We start from the raw sequence: 21,235 nt of genomic DNA, 5'->3' as shown, positions 1-21,235 counted from the left end.
TAAAAAAGAAACAAGGCCTCATCTAGACCCCTTCTCCCAAGATGGTTCATTTTTGCCGTGTGTTCCAAAAAGAGACATTATGTTAACTAAGGTTGTATATCGTATACAATTTAAAAACAGAAAAAAACTATCTTGGTGTGTGAACTGAACCCAAAAAGTTAGACACGTCATTTAGGCAGCTAATGAGGATTGAATTCTGTATTCTGTATTCTACAGGAGTCAATCCTTTTAATTTTTCTTTTATTCGTAGATGGTTGTAATAGAGGATATAGGCCTCTAGTTCCTGTTTAAACTGTTCTATACTTTCAAATTCTTGTAGATAGAGTAACTCTGATTTTAATAAACCAAAGAAGTTTTCAATAACCGCATTATCTAAACAGTTACCCTTACGGGACATGCTTTGAGTAATGTTATTTTCCTTCAATAAATGCTGATATTTGATCATTTGGTAGTGCCATCCTTGATCTGAATGAAGAATAGGGCAGTCTCCCTTATTTAAACAGTCAAATGCTTTATCTAACATCGTAGTGACCAGTGAAAATGCAGGTCTCTTGTCGATATGGTAGGAGATAATTTCCCCATTAAAAAGGTCCAAAATAGGCGATAAGTAAACCGTGTTTTTTAAATAATGCCACCCATTGAATAACATCTGACGTATTCGCACCATATAACTCAGCTGTTTCTTTATATGAATATTGCTTATTGATGTAGAAATCTACAGCTTTTAACTTTGTTTCAAGTGTGTGTGTTGACATAAAAAACTGCACCTCCAATTATTAGTTTTTGTCTAACAATTGGGGTGCAGTTCATTAATCAGAAGTTTTTTTCAAAACCTATAGAGCTGTACAGGATCAAATTAATCATTTTGGGTAATTTGATCAAGATGATTAATTTGATTGGTTAATATAAAAAATAGGGTATTTATTTAGTCCAAGTCATTCTTAAACTACATATTATATATGGTATACCTGCAGGCTACTCTCTTTTCTAGTCATGTTTTTCAAATGAGAACATGGCTTTTTTACTTCCAAAAATTCACATTATGGTAACTTAAGATATATATGATATGCATCTTAAAAATTAAAAAACTATTCCTGAAGGAGGGACTCAGATTTGTATATGTAATACCCACGTCTAACTTGTGAAATTTTAGGTTCAAAATAATGAATACGTTTATAGATAGCAGCAAAGCTGTCTGTATTGTAATTGATTTCATTTTTGAGATACTGACAAATCTCCTTTGAAGAAAACAAACGATTAGGATTATTTTTAAGTAAATAAATAGATTCAATCATAGCAAGATCCTTTTTTGTTTCTTTTTTTAATGTTGATAACTCAGTTTTTTAAAAATCGGTTAATTGTTTGCATAAAAGTTTTTTTTTTAACCTTTAATTTCATAATATCTCTATTGATTTCTTTTAATTTAACTTCTAAATAAATTTCTTTATTTTCCACATTTCTTCTCCTTATTTTTTAATTTCTATAATATTACATTTTTTTATTTAAAACAAGGAGTAATTTAAATAAAAAAGGCAGTCTTAAGCCTGCTTTTATATCAATATATGAAATTCTTTTTTCTTCTTTAAGGTATTACGAAAAATCACATTATATTAACTTCTACCGTATTTTGTATATAGTATTTATTCTAAAATAAATTGTAATCTTTGATAAAATATAACTATAAGGAACTATTTAAAATGAAGTTGTTTAATATTGGTGCTTGAAGGAGATAGTATATGATCATTAGAGAAATTAAAATTGAAGATAATAAAAAGGTAAAAGAAATAATACAGGATTCATTAAAATCCCTTGGTTTAGATATTCCTGGAACAGCTTATTTTGACCCCCAGCTTAACAACCTTTACCAGTATTATAATAATCTAAACTATGCGAAGTATTGGGTATTGGAAATGGATCAAGAAGTTGTTGGAGGAATTGGTATAGCTTCATTTAATGAAGAAGATAAAATCTGTGAATTGCAAAAGCTATACTTAAGTCCAAAAACACAAGGTTTAGGGCTTGCAACAAAGCTAACGGAAACAGCTTTGTTATTTGCTTCTAAACACTATAAAAAGTGTTATTTAGAAACAAAGCATGAATTAAAGGCTGCATGTAAATTATATGAAAAATTTGGATTTAAACTTTTATTGAAGCCATTACCAGGATCTGAACATTCTGCGATGGATGCATGGTATATAAAAAGCTTGAATTAACCCTATCAATTCCCTAATTAAGAATATTTTTAAAGTTTTACTACGTTAAGTTTTTCTACTTCAACAACAAAAGAGGAAAGTTTAGACTTTCCTCTTTTGTTAGAAAATCCATTATGTTAACTAAAAATGAATAACATATAAAGTTTAAAAACAGAAAAAACAACTGGGTCCGTTCAGTTGTTTTTTCTGTTTCATGAATGATAATCAATGTTTGGTTGACGTTGCAGAACGTCTTGAATAGTTTGCTCTGGTTACGATGTTTTAATTCATATAAATGTAGCAGAAATCTGCATGTCATCTTGTCACTTTTTTCCCTTTTCGATATAAAATTCTGGGTTTTGATAGGTTTTCTCTAGAAAGTTCTTTTGTTCTTTTTCAGCAAGCTTATTGTTTTCAACTGTATTGATATAAGCATCATAAGTGGCGAACCCATAAAGAGAAGGGAAAAACAGTAACCATTCTGGATTTAATACGTTGGTAGCTTTCTGGATTTCGCCTAAAAAGAGAAGAGAAATAGCTTCAAGAAGATGAGAATAGTAAAAGAAAACAACGGTCCAAGTAACAATAAAAAAAGCAACGATTATTCGATGAATATAAAGCTGACCTAAACCTGGCATAAATAAGGACCATATGATAGACATAATAGGATTTCTTTTATCCAAGTAGTTAATCTCCATAGCTCCCATACTAAAGGAATTAAAGGTGTGATTTTCTCTTTCAGCTAAGAGATATATTTTATTTAAATCAACCGTCGTTCGATAACTATCCCATATGGCAAAGATATAGACAGGAATATAAATGAGAAGCCACCTAGTGTTTAGTGACTCTTTCGCCATGTCTATATCCCCTTGAAAGGAATGAATCATAGCCACGTTTATATTTGACTGGAGATTAATAACAACTTCCCAAATAAATAAAACAAATCCTCGAAGATATTTAGATAAAAGTAAATGTCCGAAGCCAGGAAAGGCTGCTGACCACCAGGCTATAATGTAGGGATTTCTTAAGTGAATCTGAGTGGTTCCAAATATACTAACGTGAGCTACATAGCGTCTTGCTGTATTATCGTTTGTATAGTTTTTCATGTATGTTCTCCTATGGAATTGGTAGGGGATTGAACAAATTGTCTTTTACACCTTTAATCCATAATTAACATATTTATATATATTTATTCTGTTTTATACGTTTAAAATAGCTAAAAACCCTTTGTAAGACAAAAAGGATTTTTAGCTATTAGGTTCCTAGAGTTTTGACTATGTTAACTAGAAATACATATTGTATACTACTTATAAAAGATTACTATTAGATTTGTTCCAACTTTTATTTTTTATCTTCTCAATAACTTTATATGACTCTGACTAAGATTCTGAGTATTAATAATAGAAGTTTTGATTGCCCTTAAGGGCATATATAAGGAGAGAATTTATATTATGTTTATTACTAAAGGAAGTGAATAGTTATGAATAATATGTCTTATGTTAGGACACCAAACGAGAAAGAATATAACAATATGAGAGCTGCAAGATTACCTGGATTAATATGGATAGTAATAGCTTATACTATATCCTTAATATTAAAAGTTAAAACTGCGCCTGCAATCGAACAATATGTAATTTTTACAATACTCATTATACTCTTTACGACTATCTATTGTTATTCTAATTTATTTTTACCAGGTAAGTTTTGGTTGTATTTCGTTTTGCAATCATTCATTGTATATATCAGTGCCTTTTTTACGCAAGATATCCCTCTAATAATCATTACACTTTATCCCTTATTAGTTGGCCAAGCAATAGGAGCCGCAGGACGCAAAAAAAACTATCTATTTTTGATGATTCTTGTTTTATTCACTATAAATACGCTAGTTATGGTCCCAGGTGAAATTCTTGATACATTTTTGATCATTACACTACCTATCATGGTGGTTATTGTGTCTTATGCTGTTATATTTTTCAACCAAGTTAATGTGAGAATACGAACACAGTATATGTTAGAAGAAATTGAATTGGCTCACCAACAAGTTGAACGGCTCACCTTACATAATGAGCGTCAAAGGATGGCAAGGGATTTACATGATACATTGGCACAAGGGTTAGCTGGACTAAAAATGCAATTAGAAGCAACGAATGTTCATCTTACTAAAGGGAATGACAAAAGGGCAAAAGAAATTGTCATGCAATCTATGAAGAGAGTGAGTGAATTATTAGCTGATGCACGATTAGCGATTGATAACTTACGCCTGCATACTAAGGAAAAGTATGATTTCCAACAATCTATTATAGAGGAAGTACAGTATTTCACTGTCACAACTGGACTAGAATGTCATTTTGAATTCAGGGTTATGCAGCAGCTTTCTAGTACGATATCAGAACACTGCTTACGTATTATAAGCGAATGTTTATCAAACATAACACGTCATGCAAAAGCCACAAATGTTTGGGTAAGAATTGAGGAAAAGGAAAAAGTTCTTTTTGTTTCAGTCAAAGATGATGGAATCGGTTTTAATACTGATATGAAAATAAATAATGGTAACCACTATGGATTGTTAGGTATTCAAGAAAGAGTTCGTATTATAGGAGGAAAAGTGGACATTGATAGCGAGGAGAATAAAGGAACAAATGTACAAATTAACATCCCACTGCAAGGAGCTGAGTAAATGCAACATAGAATATTAATTGTAGACGATCACCTGGTAGTGAGAGAGGGTCTTAAATTACTTATTGAAACAAACGATAAATATGTAATCGTAGGGGAAGCTGAAAACGGGAGAATAGCTATTGATTTAGTTGAAAAACTAAAGCCAGATGTCATTTTAATGGACTTGTATATGCCGGTCATGAGTGGATTGGAGGCCATTAAAGAAATAAGAAGAACAAACTCTGAAATTCCTATCGTTATCCTTACTACTTATAACGAGGATCAATTGATGATGAAAGGAATCGAAGCAGGAGCTAAAGGGTATTTATTAAAGGATACAGGCGTAGAGAATTTATTCGAATCTATCGATTCAGCCATTAGAGGAGAGACTTTGCTACAACCTGAGATTACAGAGCGAATTCAAAACTATAAAACAAAACTTCTAAAAGAGCAAAGTAAATCTAAAGTCATGTTAACACCAAGAGAAATGACTATCTTACAAGCCATCGCACGTGGTTCTACAAGTAAGGAAATTGCTTATGACATAGGGATTGCAGAGAGAACAGTAAAGTCTAAATTAACCAGTATCTATAATAAATTAGGAGTTGATTCAAGAACCGAAGCTGTAGTTGTAGCCATTCAATCAGGTATCATTCATTTATAAAATAAACCGATAAGGTAAAAGACGCAACAAAAAAAGACCTCTACATAAAGTAGAAGTCTTTTTTTTACTTATCATATCTTAAGCTATGCTTTTTTTCTTCTTTATTTTTTTCTTTTTTTAATACTTCGTCTAGACCATGGCCCTCAATATCAACATTTGGAATAATATTATCTAACCATTTTGGTAAGTACCAAGATGCTTTTCCCATTAGTATCATAAGACCTGGAATGATGGTCAATCTAACAATAAAAGCATCAAATAGGATACCAAAGGCGAGAGCCAATCCCATTGATTTAATCATTACATCTCCTGCGAATATAAAGCTCGCAAATACGAAAATCATGATTAAGCCAGCAACCGTAACGACAGGACCACTGAACTTGATACCTGCTTGAACAGATTCTCTCGCATTCCCTGTGTTTACATATTCCTCTCGCATACGGCTAACAAGGAAGACTTGATAGTCCATAGCAAGACCAAACAAGATACCTATTACAAGAATGGGTAAGAAGGCTAAAATAGGCCCTTCTGCAGGAATTCCGAATAATTTACCCAAATAACCATCTTGTAAAACGAAGACTGCAAACCCTAACGTAGCCGTCATAGTTAATAGAAAACCTAGTACTGCAGTTAGGGGAACGAGTAGAGATCGGAATACAATTACCAGTAATAAGAAAGCAAATCCTACAATTAAACCAGCAAATAACGGTATAGCGTCATTTAGTTTTTCGGCTATATCAATATTAATTGCAGTCATACCCGTCACGTATATGTGTGGGCTATTTTTGCTATCTGATGCTGTAATATCTCTTATATCATGTACTAAGTTTGTCGTCTCTTCATCATTAGGTCCGGTTTTAGGAGCAATATTGACAATTGCGTAGTCTCCACTTTCACTTGGTACCGGGGGAGTTGCACTAGACACATTGTCTAATTCTGTTAGTTTTTTAGAAATTTTATTAATCGCATCTGTTTTATTTTCACTTGTATTAGATACATCAATCAACGCAACAAGGGGGCCATTAACTCCTTTACCAAACCCTTCTGCCATTAAATCATAGGCTTGCCTTTCTGGCGTACCTTCAGCCTTCATGCCGTCATCTGGAAGACCGAGTCTTAGGTGAAGAGCAGGTACACTAATAGTTAATAGAAGCAAAATACTAATAATAGTAATCAACAATGGCTGACGTTTGAGAAATCTTCCCCACCAATTAGTTGATTGTCCCTGTCTCTTTTTCCCTCCCTTTGTAACGAATCGAAAAATACCTGACACATTCTGGTTAGGTTTCATCCTATTCCCTACCCAAGCTAAAACAGCTGGAACTAACGAGATAGAGATAAGCATAGCCATTAAAACACTGATAGCTGCCGTTAATCCCATGACTGCGAGAAATGGTACGCCAACTACTGTTAAACCGCAGAGTGCCACCATTACAGTCAAACCAGCAAATACAACGGCTCCTCCAGCTGTTCCCGTTGCTCGGGCAATTGATTCATGAATATCCATATCTTCGGACAGCTGTTGTCTGTGCTTAGAGAAAATAAATAATGCATAGTCTATACCGACTGCTAAACCAATCATAATGGCTAGCGTCATACTTACTGACGAGATATCAAAGAAATTAGTAGCTAAGAATGTAATTCCTAGGCTTGTAGCTAATCCAATCAGAGCTGTAAAAATCGGTAATCCTGCTATCAAAAATGAAGTGAACATGACAACCAACACGATGAATGCCATAACGATTCCGATTACTTCGGATATGCCACCAATCTCAAGTTTAAAAGCTGTAATATCTCCACTTAATTCTGTTTGAATACCTTGGTTTTCTGTCATCTTGGCACTGTCTTTTACTAGTTCTTTAGATTTTTTAGTTATGTTTTCAGCTTTTTCTTTATAAGTAATATCAGCATATGCAACAGTGCCCTCACGATTGATGGTGCCTACTTCATAAGGATTCGCAATAGATTTTACTGATTTATCCTGCGATATTTTATCAAGTGCATCTGAGATAGCTTTTTGAGCCTCTTTGGAATTAAGTTTTTCTTTCCCCTCAGCACCGAAAATCATCCGTATCGACCCAACATCAGGTGTAGATGGAAATTCTTCAGAAATGATATCAGCAGCTTTTTCAGAAGCTGTTCCTGGGATGGTCATCTCCTCACTGAACGCTGGTTTCATGGAAAAAGCAATTCCTAGGATGGCAATCATTATAATGATCCAACCACCAAGGACTTTAAATTTATTTCTGGCAGACCAGCCACCTATTTTATACAACAATTTAGACATATCGTTCTCCTCTCCATTTACTGTTCAATCTATATAATCAACCTCTTGGTCAAGACAAATCGTAACAAAGGATTTTAATGCTGAATACGTACGTTTGGGCAGATTTATTATTTTTTATGTTTTTTTATAATAAAGGCCCTAGAAGGAATTAATCGGTATTTCCTTCCAGGAATTTCTTCAACAAGATTTCCATAAACGTGGGAACATTCTTTGCTTTTAAAAAACATAGGTTAGATTGCCCTCACGTACGTTTTTTTAAATTTCATTTTGTATTAGGATAAGGAAAGTTAAAGCCCAAGAATACGATGACACCCTATTATTAATGGGATAAGGACCCTTATTGCTTAGAGTCATAGGAATAGTCTTTTTTTAAAAAATTTAATGATCTGATTCCGAAGTCTTTTAATTGGTTCAAAAAGAGGTGAACAAACTCATTGTTTAAAAACTTTAGGAAGAGAAAATCTTACGTTTGTTTAGTTTGTGGATATAGTCATTTGCCGAGACCACTATATAACAAAAAAGGGACATCAAATATCGGACTAATATGTTCTTGTTGTGGTTTTCAGCCAGAATATTACGAAATGGAATTAGGAATGACTATTGATGAATATCGTGAATATTGGCTTCAAGGGGGAAATATATGGTTTGAGGATAAGGCAAAACCTAAAGATTGGGACCTAAAACAACAATTAAACAATATTAATCTAGAAGAATAACTTAGGTTGCGTTTTCCTGCGAAAACGTATTATGAAAAGAAGATGTAAACAGATAAAAAATAGAATTAAAAGGAACATGCTTATGAGTATAAAAAACCGATGGAAAATTGCCTTTTTTACACTTTTAGGAGGAGTTCTTTTCATCATAATAATGGTTGGGGGCATGGTCTTTTCAACAGATCAGCCAACTTCATTACCAAACACATTTATGGATAATAAAAAGTCTGTACAATTTAATATTAGTACACATAAGGAAGACCTTAACAAATTACTTAATCAATATGTGAATATAACCACATCATACAACGTACGTTTAAAAAATGATGTTATTGAATTCAAGGGATTTGTGCCTGTCCTCTCAGAAAAAGTTCAAGTGAAAATTACGTTTATACCCAAAGCTTCAAAAAATGGAGATTTAATTTTAATACCAAAATCCTTTTCTTTAGGTAAGTTAAATCTTCCTATTTCTTCTGTTTTGAAGTTTGTGAATAGCTCGGTCAAGCTCCCCGATTGGATAATAATCCAACCGGTTAATAAGACGATTTATGTTGAATTACAAAAGTTGAAGATTAATCATAGCCATATGAAAATTAAGGTAAATCATATCAATTTAAAAAAAGATGATATTTCCCTCAAATTACTGTTTTTCACAGATCGTTAATGATTGAAATTGAGATTTCTAACAAGTTCTTGGGCTGATTTAGATAAAGGAATAATCTCCTTAAATAGGTTAAAAAATACAGAAACTCAATCTCCTTGGAACTCTCAATTTCGTAGGGGTTCTTTGGTTTGTTTTGTCTGTTACATTTATTTGATTAAAGGACTGATGCCTCACGGTGTCTCGGGCAGTTTGCTCAAGAGAGTAAAAAATATGTATTTAAATTTATGTTTTGAAACATACACAAAAAGGGAAAAGTACCTTAGTTTTATTCTAAATGATGTTAAATAAGGAAAATGGTTAATATGTGGAACGACCTATATTAGTGAATCAGGAGGGAAGGTATGTCAATTAATAAAGAAGTTTTATACCGGGGTAAACGATTTAAGATTATTCATATTTATAGTTCTGGTTATTGTAAGCTTAGAGAAGTTAATGATCCTTTTAAAGTAGAACTAGCTAATATGTAATAAGAAAGGCCATCTTATTTACTGGATGGCTTTTCTTATATGTGCTTGTAATGGTGATTATGTTAACTTTCTTTGTACATAATGTTCATTTTCAGATTGAACATATTTAGTAATAAATTAATGATATAATCATCCAAGTAGCATTATTTATTATAGGGTTAAGGAGAAACTGAATGGATAAGTATTGCTGTGAGGATATGAAATATCATGCTAATTTCGACTGTGATATTCATAAAGATCCGTTTGAATGTCCGGATAAACTCATTTTATTTGATAAAAGAGATAATGAGTATGGACTTATTATTCATGATGGTGGCACGGCAGTTATTGGGATACTATTTTGCCCATGGTGTGGTAAAAAGTTATAAAAGATAACATGATTTTAAAAAGCTGTATTATGTTAACTACCTTTGTATATCACATACATTCAACATTAGATAATAAAACTTTTTTTATATATAGTAAGTATATAAAGTTAATTATGTTTAGAATGTAGAAGAGGTGTTTAAAGTGAAAATTAGAAAAGCAAACATAGACGATATAAGGGTGATATCAAAGATTTATGTTGATACGTGGAAAACAACTTATAATGGTTTAGTTCCAGACAACTTTCTAAAGGAACTATCGTATGAAGAAGCTGAAAATAAATGGATGAAATTTTTTAGTGATTCACTACATAACTCATTTATTTATATTGCTAGTAATGACTCTGAAGAAATTATTGGATTTGCAGCAGCTCAAATTAATAATGACAAGGAATTTAAAGGAGAATTATACGCACTTTACCTTTTACCTGCTGCTCGAGGACTAGGTGCTGGAAGAAGTCTAATTTCAACTGTTGCTGAACATTTTATGAATGAAGGTATTTCTTCTATGATGGTATGGGTGATGAAAAATAACAAATCTGGAAGTGGATTTTATAAACGTTTGGGAGGTAAGTATTATACTCACCGAGAGAGCCGATTTGGAGAGTGCATAGTAGAAGATGAAGCATATGGATGGAAAGATATTTCCATTCTATCTCTCAGTAATAGAAGTAAATAATTATGAAACAACAAGCCTAATTTTTTAAATTAGGCTTGTTGTTTCTACCGATAACGTGTTTTATGTTAACTATAAACGTATTCTTTTATGAACCTTACAAAGAGCACATATGTTGTTCTAAACATATGCTCTTTTAGGAAAGGTTTCTTAATTTATTATTTAGCAAGTTCTTTGGCGGGTAACCCTAATATGTCCGTATTTTTAGGCGTATGCCCAAGTAGACGTAACATAGCTACAATTTGTCCTTTATGATGTGATTCGTGAGTAAGTGAATGGACAAGTAATTGACGAGGTGTTTTTCTTATAAGACCACTGTTTGCTCTCCAAGCAAGCTCTTTTTCGATAGGCTTATCAAATTTATCTGTGAATTGCTCCAATACTTTTTCTACGTATCTATCAGCTTGTTCGAAATACCGTTGAATATCGTCTATCTGCATATTATTAATTCTTTCTTTTGTAAGTAGTGGTGATGAGGTTTCTGAAAGAATAAAAGAACCTAGCCAAGCGTGATAGCAACCTGCCGCATGAACTAAAGAGTCTCTAATACTTTTAAACCCAAATTCAAACTCTTTCGTAAAGTCATCTTTATTTAGCTCTTTACACTGATCTAGTAAAATCTGTCTTGTTTATTTTACCCATTCATACTCTAACTTTTCCATATCATTCCCACCTCTTAGACATATATAAAATTATCCTTTACTATACACCAATTGGAAATATTATCAATACCTTTGCTGCCGAGAACATAAATTATGTTAACTAAAAATGAATAACATATAAAGTTTAAAAACAGAAAAAACAACTGGGTCCATTCAGTTGTTTTTTCTGTTTCATGAATGATAATCAATGTTTGGTCGACGTTGCAGAACGTCTTGAGTAGTTTGCTCCAAGTATTAAATCCTATGCATTTTAATCCTTTGGGGAACAAGAAATATCTCTGTATATAACTTCTACTGAAAACCAAGAAGCAGATAAAAATAGTGAAGGGAATGCTTCAGACGGAAAAGGATCAGGTCAAGGCACATCTTTACAAGATGAAATGAAAGCAACAGGTGTTTCTACCGATAGCCAAGGATCAACTTCTTCTGTAGAAGGTGGAAGTGCTTCTCTCCATGATGAAATCCAAACTTCCGGTTATGGTGGGAGTACAAGTGAAAGTAGCTCTTCTGTAAAGTGTAAGTTACCCTACACCAACAAGAGAACCTTCTGCTTCCATGCCGACAGGGATGGATCAAGCACAAGCACAATTGGCGGCTACACAGGAACCTCCCCAAGTAAAACAATCAATTGAAAAAGACACGGTACCTCCTTCTACAGAAGATATTCTAATACCGCATCAACACCGAACAGAAACACGCAATATTGCACAAGTGGTACGGGATAACGTCAAAGAGAGTGTAGGAAAGGTAAAAGAACCTATTGATCATTCACAAACGATCCCTAAAACAAAACGCTCTTATCAAATTGGACGAAATACAGGGCGAGATTTACGAAACCTTGGATCAAAGAAGAGAAGTAACAAGCGATACTTCTCTTTTTTATGAAAAGGAGAAGAGTTATGGAAAACTATAACATTCCGAAAGAAATCTCGACGGAATTAAAGATTAATAAATCTCTTTATCTCTTTGATTTGTTGTTCATTATTGGCTTACTTATGGTCACGATGATGTTACGCTTTTTTAATCATCCTACACTTCAAATTCCCTTTTATATCTTCATGAGCATATTTGGGATGCTGATAATCATTAGACCAAGTACGAACCCTAAAAAACGAATGTATGAGGCGCTGTTACTTACATTGGTAAGGAAAAAGAGCACATATTGTGCTATTGACCGAGATGAATAATAAGAGGTTATTCATCTTATAGATAGAAAAATAAAGGCATCAGTGTTTAGAAAGGAGATCACATGTTAAGAAAAAAACTTATTTCTGAATTAGCTAATGAAGTATTGGACTTAAAGACAAGACACCCCATACGAGTAGGAGTTAGTGGAATTACATCCTCAGGAAAGACAACACTTGCTAATGAACTCACTGAGGAACTTCAAAATAGGGGAAAGAATGTGATTAGAACAAGTATAGATCATTTTCATAACCCGAGATCTATTCGTTACCGGCAGGGAAAAGAGTCAGCTCTTGGCTATTACCAAGATGCCCATGATTATGAATCATTTAAGCATAAGCTTTTAATTCCTTTAGGACCTGAGGGTAACTGTCATTATCAAGCAGCTTCTTTAGATTTAGCGACAGATCAATATGTTAAACCCACTATTCAACTAGCAACTGAGGATATGATTTTAATTGTAGATGGAACTTTTCTATTTAAAAAGCAATTATGCAACCTATATGATTTTAAAATATTCGTTAGTACTGACTTTGAATTAGCTAGGAAAAGAGGGGCCAAACGAGAAGAGCAAACTTTTGGAAACTATGAAAAAGCCGAGAAAATGTTTATTAAAAGGTATCATGCAGCGTCAAAAATCTATTTAGATGAACATCAACCACAATTAAGCGCAGATGTAGTGATTAACAATAATGATTTAAATGATCCATATTTTATTTAAATCATTACTTTATTTAATTAGGGGCATGTTTTCGTTTATATTTTTCGAAACGTGCTCTTTCTTTTTGATTATTTGTAAGTGGTACTAATATTTTGAATAGAGATTATTTAAAAGTTACAAGGAGGGTATGATAGATGGCATTATTTGACGAAAGAATCCTAGAAAAAGAGAAACCTATTTTAAAGAAAAAAAAGACAAATAAATCCCTTCTCTTTGATGAAAAGGAAATGGATAAATGGATCGCTCAAACAAAGAAAAAGAATCCTTTTTCTCTGTTACAACCTCCAAAGGCTGAAAAGGAAAAAAAGAAAGAGAAACTACCGGAGGTAAAGAAAATATAGAATAAAATGGTATTTGGTTTACAGGTGAAGCTATTGCTCAAATTTGTAAGGAATCTAAAGAAGCTAAGAGTAATGAGTGGTCATTGAAATACACTTCAGAAGTGGTGAGCAACAACTTACATCAGGTTTTAAAAGATGAATTAACAAAGATTCGTCTTGGAGCAAACAGTGCCGATAAAAACTCACAAATTTTAATTGAATATATGAACGGTCTTTTCTTCCATCACGGTTTTGATGGATTAATGACAACGGATTTACAAGAGTTAGATAGTACGAAGGTTGCGAAAGAAGCAGTTGAGAAGCGTATTGCGAATCAACGCCAAAAACGGATTGATTGGGAAGAGTCCAAAGAGAAACAACCATCTTAATGATGGATTTATATAAAGATAGGTTTAAAAATGTAGAGGAGGAATGAAATATGTTTTTTAACAAAGATTTAGTGTTAGCTTCGATTAAAGCTGTAGGAGAGGATCATGCCATTGTACAGTATCAAGACAAAGAGGTAGAGGTAAATTTAAGTCCAGAAGAAGCGAAGAAATTTCATCAATATGTGGTTCATCAAGAGAATATATTGGTGCCAATGAATATTAAAACACAGAAGCCGATTAATAAAGCCACTCCACAGGAAAAGAAACTCATACAAGATGAAAAAAAAGAAGTTACTCAAGGTCGACTGTACTTTTCAGTCGGCTATTTTTTCGACGTGGCACAAACGAACGCAAAAGCGAGTGATTTACCTAAGATTTTCCCAAATCGTTGGTTAGAGGGTAATTTGAATGACTATAAGGCACTTTATAAAGGCATGGAAGCTATTGCTGAAAAGAATGGTATTTCTATTATTGCTCCTAAAGAAGAACTAGGTTCCGCAAAGGGAGTTTCTTATACTCAAGAAGTTGCATTAAATCCCCGTAACTCTGAACGTCAAAATGTAAAGACTTTGATACATGAGTTGGCACACGTGAAACTTCACACCAAAGACACACATCTAAATTATACGGCTGCGGAAAAAGAGTTTCAGGTAGAAATGACAGCTTATACGGTTTCCTCTTATTTTGGAATCGACACCACTTCTTATTCCTTGGATTACTGTCACATTGGACGAAAGGAAAGACCTTTGAAGATAAAACCAAGCTTTTAAAAGAAGTTCATGAAACATCAGTTGGCTTTATTGAAACATTCGAAGATACTTTAGTCAAAGAACAAGAAAAAAATCAGTCACCAGAAAAAAACAATGACAAACAGCAGCAAGCAGATCCTCTTTCGCCTCAAAGCGTACAAGAGAAAATGAAAGAAGGCTATGAGGACTATAAACAAAAACAGCAACAGGAATCGGCACAAAATGTAGATAGCATTTTAGAACGTGTCACAGCTGAAGAAAAATATTATTTAACTAAAACACAAGCCATTAAAAATGGATGGATAACGAAAGAAGAAGTCGTCAAACTTGAACATCAGATCGATTCGAATATTGCTAAAAAGGAAAAGGGGATCACCGATCACCAATGGTCAAGTTCAAGAACAATCTCTTACTTTTCAAGCCCGTTTTGAAGTGGGTAATCAAATGTACCCTCAAAAACGTACAGGCATCGTCAAGAAGAAAAAAGAAAAACAGGAAATCGAAAGGTAAAGTATAGCAAGAATATTTGACGGCACATCAGATAAATATTGTGTAAACAAAGAATAGTAAAAAGACGATGCCAATCACCGTCTTAATAGAACTAGTTTTTATTTCCAGTGAACTTATTTTTAAAATAAAGGTAATCAACCTTGTGTTTAGTGGCCATCAACTGTGATGCAAGTACTGCTGTATAAATTGTTGTTAATAGTATCGAAAGAATTCCAATACCAACTAACGGGTTATTTTTATTACCCAAGTTTTCCCCCTCCTTGTTCATAATTCGTAGATAAGGATATTTTCTGTAAAGAGATCAATTTTATACTGGAAAAAATGAAGTGATTTTAACCTGACAAAATTAAATTTAACAAGCAGATCCTGTTAATACCTCTGCTTTTTCTTTTATAAATAATCCTTTCTTTCATATTTAAAATCAAATTAATTGGAGGAATAAACGATAAAAAAAATTACATCTCTTTTAATTGAAGAATTTAACAAGCTTATTTCCGATAAACGAGAACTCAAAAAGCTCATGAAACACCCACAAAATGAAAAGATCGAAGCAGGTTGGTCCAATATTAGTGGTGAACTGCTGCAAGACATCCCTTCTGGTGCTGTTTACTTAACACAATCAGCTATAGCTATAGGGGAGGAAAAGCCACAGGTTTTGCTTGTTTACACCGATGAAAGAGGACAAAAACAAGCCTATGGAAGTGAAGCAACAGTTGATTTTTTGAGAAGTCATGATGTGAGTCCTGTTTTAGAGAAAGATCGAGAAACGGGGCTCAAAACAAGCTACCTTACGTTTTTACAAGCGCATGAAGAAGAAAAGCCTAAAGATATTGATAGTATGTTAGCCCGTGTGAACGCAGAAAACGATTATGTGATGTTGAAATCCAGTGCTTTAAAAGAAAAGCAGTTCACCCCTGACCAATTGAAAGGAATGGAAAATGGACTTTCTCATCAGTTTCAAGCACGAAAATAGGCACAAGAAAGGGATCAATATCAAGAAGATTACAAACAAGAAGTACTAGAAGTTATGCAGCAGCCTAGTGAAGAAACACAGTATAAGCAGCTATTTAAACAAAGTTTGTTAGCCCAATTAGGCATATCAGATGAAAAAGATTCTTCTAAAGAAGCAAAAAAGGAAGCTGAATCAGAAAAAGCTCCTGTCGAAAAGCAACTCAAGCAAGAAACATCTCAAGAAAAAGAGCAGCGTGTGGCAAAAATGAAGGAATTTGAAAAAAAGCATTCCTTTGATAAGGTGTACAAATTGAAAAAAGAAGTGCTGCAGGAATTAAAAGAGCTGAATTTGACTGATTCTCAACGTGAGAAGTTAACGAAGCTTGAAAAGGCTTTGGACACAGAGAAGAAGGATTACGACAAGCAGAAAAAAGAAGAGAAATCACAAAATGGATTTACAAAGTTTTTTGCACGGAATAATGGAGCATTTTCTTCAAAGAAATGGCAAGAGCAACAAGAAATAGAACGCTAAAAATGGCAAAAGATTGGAAAAGAATGAGGGGGGCTGAAAAGCTCCCTTTTTGCATAGGGTGAAGTGAGGGAGTGATTAGATGGGAGAACGAAAATACGTCAATGAGGGGGAAATCATGAAAGCGCGAGATGTTGATTTGTTGTCGTATCTGGAAGCCAAAGGCGAAACCTTTGTAAAAGAGGGAAAGTATTATCGTCATACGGAACATGATAGCTTACTTCTCAAAGGAAATATGTACGCTTGGAACAGCCGGAATGAAACAGGGTATGGAGCGATTAGCTTCGCTCGAATGTATTATGGGATGTCGTTTCCACAAGCCGTATTAGATATCAACAAAGGTGATTACAAAGAGCTTTCTCAGTCGCATGAGCAACCGTCGGTTTCACCATCAAAAGAGCCTTTTCGCTACCCAAAAGAGTTAGAAGTGAAGGATCAAAGCAAAGTAAAAGATTATCTCATAAAAGAACGTAAAATAGATCCTCGATTAGTTAACTGGCTCCTTCAAAAAGATTTAATTGCCCAGGACAAACGAAACAATGTGGTGTTTAAATGGCGGGAGCATGGAGGTAAAGGAGAGGTAATCGGGGCGGATCGGCAAGGAACAGCTTCGATAAAAAATAAACGAGGTTCTTTTAAACAAGTCTTACCGAACGATAACCCACATACAGGTTTTTCAGTTGATGTTGGTCGCCCAAATAAGATTCATTTCTTTGAAAGCCCAATTGACCTTCTTTCTTATTGGAGTATACAGGAGAATACATTGCAGAATACACGCCTTATTAGTATGAATGGCTTAAAGCCTAAAACTGTTGCTCGGTCTTATATCGAAGCTCGAGGAGAAGGCTTAGGCATTAAGGAAACGGTGTTAGCTGTCGATAATGACCAAGGGGGAAAAGAATTTATTGACAAAATGAACCAAATCGTTAATGCTGATTTAATAAGAGCAGATATTCCAAAGGGAGCGAAAGATTGGAACGAGCAATTAAAGAAGAATGGAAAAAGCATTCAACCTGTAGCATCACGTCTCCGGAATAAACAAACTGAACAGGAGCTTTCAATGAATGGATAAAGTGTTTCAAGGTGTATTTTACCTCTTTCTTATCATGATTTTAGTGAAACTTTCTCAATTTGCTTACCGTGTCCTTCGTGAACGGAGGTATATGAAAGAGTTAGCTCAATCAGGTATGCCTTATATTGATAAGATGGATGGGTATCAATTTGAGGTATATTTGGGAGCACTTTTTCAACAACTAGGATACAAACCACAAATAACACCAAAATCAGGTGATTTTGGGGCTGATCTAGTGATGAAAGGTAAAGAAAAAGTTGTGATTCAAGCCAAACGGTATAGTGCTAAAAATAGGGTCAGTCTTTCAGCAGTACAAGAAGTGTACGCGGCAAAAGCTTATTATAAAGCGAATCAAGCGTGGGTTGTGACCAATAGTTATTTCACGAAACAAGCAAAAGAGCTTGCAGCTGCATGTGATGTGACCTTATTGGATCGGGCGGATCTTCAAAAGTTTATTAATGAGGTGAATCCTGTTTTTAAAGCACGGGAAATCTTTGAAAATATCACACCAGAACCTCGTAAATGTCCAAAGTGTGGGCAAGATCTAGTCGTACGAGATGGGAATGGCACTCGCTTTTTTGGCTGTTCCTCTTTCCCTTCTTGTCGTCATACGGAAAAAATTAATAAGGAAGTAAGTAAGAGCAGACCTTCATTATAGTAAGGTCTGTTTTTTCTTGTTCTAAATAGATACTGAAATTTGCATCGAATGAGTAAGTTATACGCAAAACAAAAGTTAATTTCGTCAGAGAGCGTTTCTCTGCATGTCAAAATCATCGATTATCTAGGTTTTTATTTATAAATGATTATGATGAAAAAGCATCTTTCTAATTGAAAGTGCTTTTTTTGTTTCCTATAAAATATAAAAAAGAGGAGAGTTTTTATGAAGAACATTTTTATTAAATCAATGACCGTTCTTACATTATTAATGGTCGCATTATGTGGAGTTAATGAAGGGAAAACAGAAGCAGCAAGTAAACCAGCGAATCAAGATCTAATCATCATTAACAAGTACTATAACAAGCTTGCCTATTTTCATAATGGTTATATTGAAATTGTTGATCCAGTAGCAACAGGGAAAACATGGGACAAAACACCAGTTGGCTTTTTTAAAGTGGTAAACAAAATTAAAAACCGCCCTTACTATAGAGGACATATTCCTGGGGGCGATCCTCGCAATCCGTTAGGAAAACGTTGGTTAGGGTTAAATGCTAACGGTACGTATGGTGATACATACGGCATTCACGGCAATAACAATGAAAGCAGCATTGGAAAATACGTGAGTCAAGGTTGCGTGAGAATGCATAATGCAGACATCGAAAAGCTTTATGATAAAGTCCAAGTAGGCCCATGACGTATTCTTATAAAAGCTTTGTGGATCTTACGAGCGTATACGGGTACAAATTCAAAGGCTACAAGATGAAAAACAATTAATATCTGAGCAGCATTCGATGTTTTTTTTATCATGGAATGCTGCTTTTTTATTGGTAAATTGAATACGAAAAAGCCTATTCATCATAGTAGCCTAACTTAGTGTCCAATAAATATTGACAAGTTCACAATTGAATATCTTCATATTTTTATGGACAATATTGTGATATGCAGTAAATTTGTTGGGAATTATTGTTTGGTTATAATTCTTTACTAATCGTTCTAAAAATGTTATTATCTAATCATGGTTTGAAATTCATACGTTTATTTTAGAACGTTCATTCTATAATGGATTATGAAGTTTGTTTTTGTTAGTATTGACTCATGGATTTTTTTAAGGAGAAATAAAAATGGCTAGAAGTAAAGAATTCGACGAAAAAGCAGTATTAAGAAAAGCAATGGAGCTTTTCTGGGAACAGGGTTATGAAAAAACATCCATGCAAGACTTGGTGGATCATATGGGAATACACCGCAGAAGTATATACGACACATTTGGTGACAAACGTTCATTGTTTTTAGCTTCCCTTAATCTCTATGAAGAGCTCATTGTCAATGAGATGGAAAGCATAATTATGAACACTTCATCCATTAAACAGACGATACGTGAGGTTTTTATTTTCATACTGAATGCTATTGAACAATACCCAAAAGGTTGTCTATCAGTAAATGCAGCTGTTGAATTATCTTTGTTGGACAAAGAAATTGGACGCATAGTTACAAAAATGTTTAATCGTACTGAAGATATGTTTAATAACCTTATAAAACAGGGCCAAACTAGTGGAGAGTTATCAAAAGAAATCGATTCCCATAATACATCTCGTTTCTTACACAACAATTTGGTAGGGATAAGAGTACTAATAAAAACTAATTACAATAAAAAAGAATTAGAAGGCATCATTAATTTAGCACTTTCAGTGCTGGACTAGCTTTCTTTTTTTACCTTTTTTAGAACGTTCATTCTAAAATTATTATGAAACAAACCATCATAAACTGATAAAATTTCTTTTTTAATTTCTAAGGAGGAACACAAAAATGACAAACTTTAAAATACCAACAGAATCAGAATTTATTGAAGCAGATGGAATTCGTTACGCATATAGAAGATTTGGTACACAAGATGGTATACCAGTAGTATTTCTTGTTCATTTTAGAGGAACGATGGAAAACTGGGATCCAAACATGCTTGAACCTATTGCAAATACACGCCCGGTAATCTTATTTGACAATAAAGGGGTTGGTGAGACTGATGGACTAACGCCTAATACAATTGCTGATATGGCAAAAGATACAGCAACATTTATAAAAGCTCTTGGATTAGAACAAGTTGACATTCTTGGCTTTTCCATTGGTGGCATGGTTGCACAAGAGCTAGCTTTACAAGAAGGAGATTTAGTAAGAAAAATTATCATGGCAGGTACTTCGCCTGAATCTGGCATTAATCCAAATCCAGAGATTTTTGAAAGAATGAATCGTCACGGCGGAACAGAAGAAGATGGAATAAATGATTTTATGTTCTTTTTCTACGAGCAAACCGAAACAAGTAAATCTGCAGGAATGGCATCACTACAAAGAATTTTTAATCAGAAAAAAGTAAACAGTTCAGAACAAGTAAAAGAGGCACAATTACAAGCGATTGCAAAATGGGCTAAACAAAAATCTAATCATGATTATGAATGGTTACAAAACATCAAACACCCTGTACTTGTAACGAATGGTATTAATGATGTTATGGTTCCGACCAAAAATAGTTATATACTAACTGAACACTTACCAAAAGCACAACTCATTATCTATCCTGACTCTGGTCACGGACATCTATTTCAATTTCCTGAATTATTTGCTGAAAATGTAAATTCATTCCTAGATTCAACACCTTTATAAAAATAATATAACGATTAACATGAGAAGTTATATGAGCAAATTATAAGAAGCATTTTATATTAATAAGTGTGAAGAAGGGTACACAGACTATCCTACAATGAATGAAATAATAAAAATTGAAACCATCAATGTAAGAGTTGGTGGTTTCTTTT

Annotated in this window: 27 protein-coding genes and 2 pseudogenes; 22 read left to right on the top strand and 7 right to left on the bottom strand. The window is 33.8% G+C overall.

Annotation, left to right across the window (positions count from 1 at the left end; genetic code table 11):
* Window positions 1–127 precede the first annotated feature (127 nt).
* From POF52_RS20410 to POF52_RS31180, 3 genes and pseudogenes are all read right to left on the bottom strand, one after another.
* A pseudogene (locus POF52_RS20410) lies at window positions 128–613 on the bottom strand (IS3 family transposase); the annotation flags it as partial.
* Window positions 582–755 carry a helix-turn-helix domain-containing protein gene (locus POF52_RS20405; protein WP_271994439.1) on the bottom strand — a complete coding sequence of 58 codons (174 nt, stop codon included), beginning with the start codon at window positions 753–755 and terminating at the stop codon, window positions 582–584. The gene POF52_RS20405 and the pseudogene POF52_RS20410, both read right to left, overlap by 32 nt.
* Window positions 756–1,088: 333 nt before the next feature.
* A complete protein-coding gene (locus POF52_RS31180; RefSeq protein WP_442956655.1) occupies window positions 1,089–1,295 on the bottom strand; it encodes a Rok-like winged helix domain-containing protein in 207 nt (68 codons plus the stop codon).
* Between the two features lie 441 nt (window positions 1,296–1,736).
* Between POF52_RS31180 and POF52_RS20400 the strand changes: the two genes are divergently transcribed.
* Entirely contained in the window at window positions 1,737–2,213 is a 477-nt protein-coding gene (locus tag POF52_RS20400) for a GNAT family N-acetyltransferase (protein ID WP_271994437.1), read from the top strand.
* Window positions 2,214–2,515: 302 nt separating this feature from the next.
* Here POF52_RS20400 and POF52_RS20395 read toward each other — a convergent pair whose 3' ends face one another.
* Window positions 2,516–3,298 carry a hypothetical protein gene (locus POF52_RS20395; RefSeq protein ID WP_176585464.1) on the bottom strand — a complete coding sequence of 261 codons (783 nt, stop codon included), beginning with the start codon at window positions 3,296–3,298 and terminating at the stop codon, window positions 2,516–2,518.
* Window positions 3,299–3,672: 374 nt separating this feature from the next.
* On the opposite strand from POF52_RS20395, the gene POF52_RS20390 reads away from it, so the two are divergent.
* Window positions 3,673–4,869, top strand: a complete 1,197-nt coding sequence (locus tag POF52_RS20390) for a sensor histidine kinase (protein WP_271994436.1) — start codon at window positions 3,673–3,675, stop codon at window positions 4,867–4,869.
* Window positions 4,870–5,514 (top strand): response regulator transcription factor, encoded by a 645-nt coding sequence (locus POF52_RS20385; RefSeq protein ID WP_271994434.1) that lies wholly within the window; start codon window positions 4,870–4,872, stop codon window positions 5,512–5,514.
* A 64-nt stretch (window positions 5,515–5,578) separates the two neighbouring features.
* Here the strand turns inward: POF52_RS20385 and POF52_RS20380 are convergent, their stop codons facing one another.
* The gene (locus tag POF52_RS20380; protein ID WP_271994432.1) at window positions 5,579–7,801 is read right to left on the bottom strand and encodes an MMPL family transporter; all 2,223 of its coding nucleotides are present in this window, start codon (window positions 7,799–7,801) and stop codon (window positions 5,579–5,581) included.
* A 434-nt stretch (window positions 7,802–8,235) separates the two neighbouring features.
* Between POF52_RS20380 and POF52_RS20375 the strand changes: the two genes are divergently transcribed.
* From POF52_RS20375 to POF52_RS20355, 5 genes are all read left to right on the top strand, one after another.
* Window positions 8,236–8,517 (top strand): hypothetical protein, encoded by a 282-nt coding sequence (locus POF52_RS20375; RefSeq protein WP_271994430.1) that lies wholly within the window; start codon window positions 8,236–8,238, stop codon window positions 8,515–8,517.
* Window positions 8,518–8,599: 82 nt separating this feature from the next.
* Window positions 8,600–9,178, top strand: coding sequence for a YpmS family protein (locus POF52_RS20370; protein ID WP_176585469.1), 579 nt, complete (start codon window positions 8,600–8,602; stop codon window positions 9,176–9,178).
* A 341-nt stretch (window positions 9,179–9,519) separates the two neighbouring features.
* On the top strand, window positions 9,520–9,645 hold the full coding sequence (locus POF52_RS20365) for a hypothetical protein (RefSeq protein ID WP_255323540.1): 126 nt from the start codon (window positions 9,520–9,522) through the stop codon (window positions 9,643–9,645).
* Window positions 9,646–9,818: 173 nt separating this feature from the next.
* The gene (locus POF52_RS20360; protein ID WP_176585470.1) at window positions 9,819–10,013 is read left to right on the top strand and encodes a DUF6980 family protein; all 195 of its coding nucleotides are present in this window, start codon (window positions 9,819–9,821) and stop codon (window positions 10,011–10,013) included.
* A 142-nt stretch (window positions 10,014–10,155) separates the two neighbouring features.
* Entirely contained in the window at window positions 10,156–10,689 is a 534-nt protein-coding gene (locus POF52_RS20355) for a GNAT family N-acetyltransferase (RefSeq protein ID WP_271994425.1), read from the top strand.
* Window positions 10,690–10,844: 155 nt separating this feature from the next.
* On the opposite strand, the gene POF52_RS20350 is transcribed toward POF52_RS20355, so the two are convergent.
* The gene (locus tag POF52_RS20350) at window positions 10,845–11,306 is read right to left on the bottom strand and encodes a DinB family protein (protein WP_271994822.1); all 462 of its coding nucleotides are present in this window, start codon (window positions 11,304–11,306) and stop codon (window positions 10,845–10,847) included.
* A 597-nt stretch (window positions 11,307–11,903) separates the two neighbouring features.
* On the opposite strand from POF52_RS20350, the gene POF52_RS20345 reads away from it, so the two are divergent.
* The 7 genes and pseudogenes from POF52_RS20345 (at window position 11,904) to POF52_RS20315 (ending at window position 15,143) form a co-directional block, all read left to right on the top strand.
* Complete coding sequence (locus POF52_RS20345; protein WP_271994423.1) at window positions 11,904–12,233, top strand: hypothetical protein; 330 nt, start codon at window positions 11,904–11,906, stop codon at window positions 12,231–12,233.
* Window positions 12,234–12,247: 14 nt separating this feature from the next.
* Window positions 12,248–12,535 carry a DUF5592 family protein gene (locus POF52_RS20340; protein WP_176586519.1) on the top strand — a complete coding sequence of 96 codons (288 nt, stop codon included), beginning with the start codon at window positions 12,248–12,250 and terminating at the stop codon, window positions 12,533–12,535.
* Between the two features lie 62 nt (window positions 12,536–12,597).
* On the top strand, window positions 12,598–13,254 hold the full coding sequence (locus POF52_RS20335) for a hypothetical protein (protein WP_271994419.1): 657 nt from the start codon (window positions 12,598–12,600) through the stop codon (window positions 13,252–13,254).
* 134 nt (window positions 13,255–13,388) lie between these two features.
* On the top strand, window positions 13,389–13,595 hold the full coding sequence (locus tag POF52_RS20330) for a hypothetical protein (RefSeq protein ID WP_016764253.1): 207 nt from the start codon (window positions 13,389–13,391) through the stop codon (window positions 13,593–13,595).
* A gap of 11 nt (window positions 13,596–13,606) precedes the next feature.
* Window positions 13,607–13,963, top strand: coding sequence for a hypothetical protein (locus POF52_RS20325; protein WP_271994820.1), 357 nt, complete (start codon window positions 13,607–13,609; stop codon window positions 13,961–13,963).
* A 224-nt stretch (window positions 13,964–14,187) separates the two neighbouring features.
* A pseudogene (locus POF52_RS20320) lies at window positions 14,188–14,855 on the top strand (ImmA/IrrE family metallo-endopeptidase); the annotation flags it as partial.
* A 24-nt stretch (window positions 14,856–14,879) separates the two neighbouring features.
* On the top strand, window positions 14,880–15,143 hold the full coding sequence (locus tag POF52_RS20315; RefSeq protein ID WP_255323683.1) for a hypothetical protein: 264 nt from the start codon (window positions 14,880–14,882) through the stop codon (window positions 15,141–15,143).
* A gap of 170 nt (window positions 15,144–15,313) precedes the next feature.
* On the opposite strand, the gene POF52_RS20310 is transcribed toward POF52_RS20315, so the two are convergent.
* On the bottom strand, window positions 15,314–15,469 hold the full coding sequence (locus POF52_RS20310) for a hypothetical protein (protein WP_164798232.1): 156 nt from the start codon (window positions 15,467–15,469) through the stop codon (window positions 15,314–15,316).
* Window positions 15,470–15,742: 273 nt separating this feature from the next.
* Here POF52_RS20310 and POF52_RS20305 point away from each other — a divergent pair, with 273 nt between their 5' ends.
* The 7 genes from POF52_RS20305 (at window position 15,743) to POF52_RS20275 (ending at window position 21,083) form a co-directional block, all read left to right on the top strand.
* Window positions 15,743–16,195 (top strand): hypothetical protein, encoded by a 453-nt coding sequence (locus POF52_RS20305; protein ID WP_271994416.1) that lies wholly within the window; start codon window positions 15,743–15,745, stop codon window positions 16,193–16,195.
* Between the two features lie 54 nt (window positions 16,196–16,249).
* Window positions 16,250–16,705: a hypothetical protein gene (locus POF52_RS20300; RefSeq protein ID WP_271994414.1), complete on the top strand. Its 456-nt coding sequence runs from the start codon at window positions 16,250–16,252 to the stop codon at window positions 16,703–16,705.
* A 79-nt stretch (window positions 16,706–16,784) separates the two neighbouring features.
* Window positions 16,785–17,774, top strand: a complete 990-nt coding sequence (locus POF52_RS20295; RefSeq protein WP_271994412.1) for a DUF3991 and TOPRIM domain-containing protein — start codon at window positions 16,785–16,787, stop codon at window positions 17,772–17,774.
* Window positions 17,767–18,432, top strand: coding sequence for a restriction endonuclease (locus POF52_RS20290; protein ID WP_271994411.1), 666 nt, complete (start codon window positions 17,767–17,769; stop codon window positions 18,430–18,432). Before POF52_RS20295 ends, POF52_RS20290 begins: the two co-directional genes overlap by 8 nt.
* Before the next feature lie 222 nt (window positions 18,433–18,654).
* Window positions 18,655–19,125: a L,D-transpeptidase gene (locus tag POF52_RS20285; protein WP_271994408.1), complete on the top strand. Its 471-nt coding sequence runs from the start codon at window positions 18,655–18,657 to the stop codon at window positions 19,123–19,125.
* 427 nt (window positions 19,126–19,552) lie between these two features.
* Window positions 19,553–20,128 (top strand): TetR/AcrR family transcriptional regulator, encoded by a 576-nt coding sequence (locus tag POF52_RS20280; RefSeq protein ID WP_098807518.1) that lies wholly within the window; start codon window positions 19,553–19,555, stop codon window positions 20,126–20,128.
* 106 nt (window positions 20,129–20,234) lie between these two features.
* Entirely contained in the window at window positions 20,235–21,083 is an 849-nt protein-coding gene (locus tag POF52_RS20275; RefSeq protein WP_271994405.1) for an alpha/beta fold hydrolase, read from the top strand.
* The last annotated feature ends 152 nt before the right edge of the window (window positions 21,084–21,235 follow it).

Source organism: Priestia sp. AB (genome assembly GCF_028369225.1).
Classification (GTDB): domain Bacteria; phylum Bacillota; class Bacilli; order Bacillales; family Bacillaceae_H; genus Priestia; species Priestia megaterium.
The sequence above is the reverse complement of the archived record's forward strand: the minus strand, read 5'-3'. Positions and strand labels throughout refer to the sequence as shown.

Coding starts and splice junctions, on each gene's coding strand:
- POF52_RS20285 (WP_271994408.1), top strand. CDS start 18,655: ATGAAGAACATTTTTATTAAATCAATGACCGTTCTTACATTATTAATG.
- POF52_RS20305 (WP_271994416.1), top strand. CDS start 15,743: ATGAAACACCCACAAAATGAAAAGATCGAAGCAGGTTGGTCCAATATT.
- POF52_RS20365 (WP_255323540.1), top strand. CDS start 9,520: ATGTCAATTAATAAAGAAGTTTTATACCGGGGTAAACGATTTAAGATT.
- POF52_RS20335 (WP_271994419.1), top strand. CDS start 12,598: ATGTTAAGAAAAAAACTTATTTCTGAATTAGCTAATGAAGTATTGGAC.
- POF52_RS20360 (WP_176585470.1), top strand. CDS start 9,819: ATGGATAAGTATTGCTGTGAGGATATGAAATATCATGCTAATTTCGAC.
- POF52_RS20390 (WP_271994436.1), top strand. CDS start 3,673: ATGAATAATATGTCTTATGTTAGGACACCAAACGAGAAAGAATATAAC.
- POF52_RS20280 (WP_098807518.1), top strand. CDS start 19,553: ATGGCTAGAAGTAAAGAATTCGACGAAAAAGCAGTATTAAGAAAAGCA.
- POF52_RS31180 (WP_442956655.1), bottom strand. CDS start 1,295: ATGATTGAATCTATTTATTTACTTAAAAATAATCCTAATCGTTTGTTT.
- POF52_RS20345 (WP_271994423.1), top strand. CDS start 11,904: ATGCCGACAGGGATGGATCAAGCACAAGCACAATTGGCGGCTACACAG.
- POF52_RS20395 (WP_176585464.1), bottom strand. CDS start 3,298: ATGAAAAACTATACAAACGATAATACAGCAAGACGCTATGTAGCTCAC.
- POF52_RS20330 (WP_016764253.1), top strand. CDS start 13,389: ATGGCATTATTTGACGAAAGAATCCTAGAAAAAGAGAAACCTATTTTA.
- POF52_RS20300 (WP_271994414.1), top strand. CDS start 16,250: ATGCAGCAGCCTAGTGAAGAAACACAGTATAAGCAGCTATTTAAACAA.
- POF52_RS20315 (WP_255323683.1), top strand. CDS start 14,880: ATGAAAGAAGGCTATGAGGACTATAAACAAAAACAGCAACAGGAATCG.
- POF52_RS20400 (WP_271994437.1), top strand. CDS start 1,737: ATGATCATTAGAGAAATTAAAATTGAAGATAATAAAAAGGTAAAAGAA.
- POF52_RS20405 (WP_271994439.1), bottom strand. CDS start 755: ATGTCAACACACACACTTGAAACAAAGTTAAAAGCTGTAGATTTCTAC.
- POF52_RS20380 (WP_271994432.1), bottom strand. CDS start 7,801: ATGTCTAAATTGTTGTATAAAATAGGTGGCTGGTCTGCCAGAAATAAA.
- POF52_RS20340 (WP_176586519.1), top strand. CDS start 12,248: ATGGAAAACTATAACATTCCGAAAGAAATCTCGACGGAATTAAAGATT.
- POF52_RS20385 (WP_271994434.1), top strand. CDS start 4,870: ATGCAACATAGAATATTAATTGTAGACGATCACCTGGTAGTGAGAGAG.
- POF52_RS20295 (WP_271994412.1), top strand. CDS start 16,785: ATGGGAGAACGAAAATACGTCAATGAGGGGGAAATCATGAAAGCGCGA.
- POF52_RS20290 (WP_271994411.1), top strand. CDS start 17,767: ATGGATAAAGTGTTTCAAGGTGTATTTTACCTCTTTCTTATCATGATT.
- POF52_RS20370 (WP_176585469.1), top strand. CDS start 8,600: ATGAGTATAAAAAACCGATGGAAAATTGCCTTTTTTACACTTTTAGGA.
- POF52_RS20275 (WP_271994405.1), top strand. CDS start 20,235: ATGACAAACTTTAAAATACCAACAGAATCAGAATTTATTGAAGCAGAT.